The 973-nt window shown below is 37.3% G+C and carries 1 protein-coding gene and 1 pseudogene; both read right to left on the bottom strand.

Going from position 1 to position 973, the window contains the following annotated elements:
• Nucleotides 1–226: 226 nt before the first annotated feature.
• Nucleotides 227–586, bottom strand: coding sequence for a DMP12 family DNA mimic protein (locus HMPREF2573_RS08270; RefSeq protein WP_003659620.1), 360 nt, complete (start codon nucleotides 584–586; stop codon nucleotides 227–229).
• Nucleotides 579–973 (bottom strand): annotated as a pseudogene (locus tag HMPREF2573_RS08265) (hypothetical protein); the annotation flags it as partial. The pseudogene HMPREF2573_RS08265 and the gene HMPREF2573_RS08270, both read right to left, overlap by 8 nt.

Genomic DNA, 973 nt, shown 5'->3' with positions numbered 1-973 from the left:
AGACAGCCTGTTAAACCTGCGGCAAGTTTATGAGCGATGTTGCGTGCTAGTGTATCACCATCGATGTCATGGATGATGTCTTTGAAGATGTTTTGAGCTCTTAGGTTGGGTTAGCGAGAGTGTAACCCAACATGATGATTTTTAACAAATATTTGTTAGGTTTTCGTTTCACTGAGCCCAGCCTACATGGGCTTGGGGTGGGAGAGATGGTATCTACCATGCTTCATCACAAATAAAACACCACTGATTTTTGATTTGCAATAGCATAATCCAATATGAATAATATTTTGCCAACCGTCTGGTCTATCTTAATATACTTGCTATTGATGGCATTAATAATGTTTTGCATAATATCGAAATCAAAAATCCAGTCATCCTCATGTAATCCAAACAGCCAATTATCTGTTTCTTCCGATATTATCCCCCACAGCCCCGTGCTTTCATAATACCGAACCTCCTCCTCATTTAGAATAACAACAGTTTGACTACCTGCATTTGCATATGCCCAGTCAATCATTTTAGGAAGATCATTAATTTCTATATTCCTCTCAAGACAAAATACTGGATATAATCTGGTATTACTCATTATCTAAATTCCTAATATGGGTTTTTTGCTGAACATAATCTTTGGCATCTTTGCCTTGTAAATGTCCAGTTGAGACAATATTGCCATTGCTATCAAGATACTGACCTCTGCTATTATCATATATCCGATAATAGTTATTTTCATTATCTTTGATTATGGTGTATCTACCATCGGAGCTGATATATCTGGTTTTTACCCTATCATCACTCACTTTTCCTTTTGCGTTAGGTGTTAATTTTCTATAAGAAGCCTTGAAGCTTCCCGAAGACCAATTTGGGCTATAACGAATATAGGACTCTCGTCTTTTTCGAACAGCGTCATTTGTAGCCCTCTGAACTTGAGCTCCGCCATTTGTTCTAGGCTTTCCTAAATTTACAACACCATTTA

Origin of the sequence: Moraxella sp. HMSC061H09 (assembly GCF_001809255.1) — a bacterium.
In the GTDB taxonomy this organism is placed as follows: domain Bacteria; phylum Pseudomonadota; class Gammaproteobacteria; order Pseudomonadales; family Moraxellaceae; genus Moraxella; species Moraxella catarrhalis.
This window is presented reverse-complemented; position numbering and strand designations above follow the sequence as displayed.

Excerpts from the sequence above, each read along its gene's own strand:
- HMPREF2573_RS08270 (WP_003659620.1), bottom strand. The coding sequence starts at position 586 with ATGAGTAATACCAGATTATATCCAGTATTTTGTCTTGAGAGGAATATA.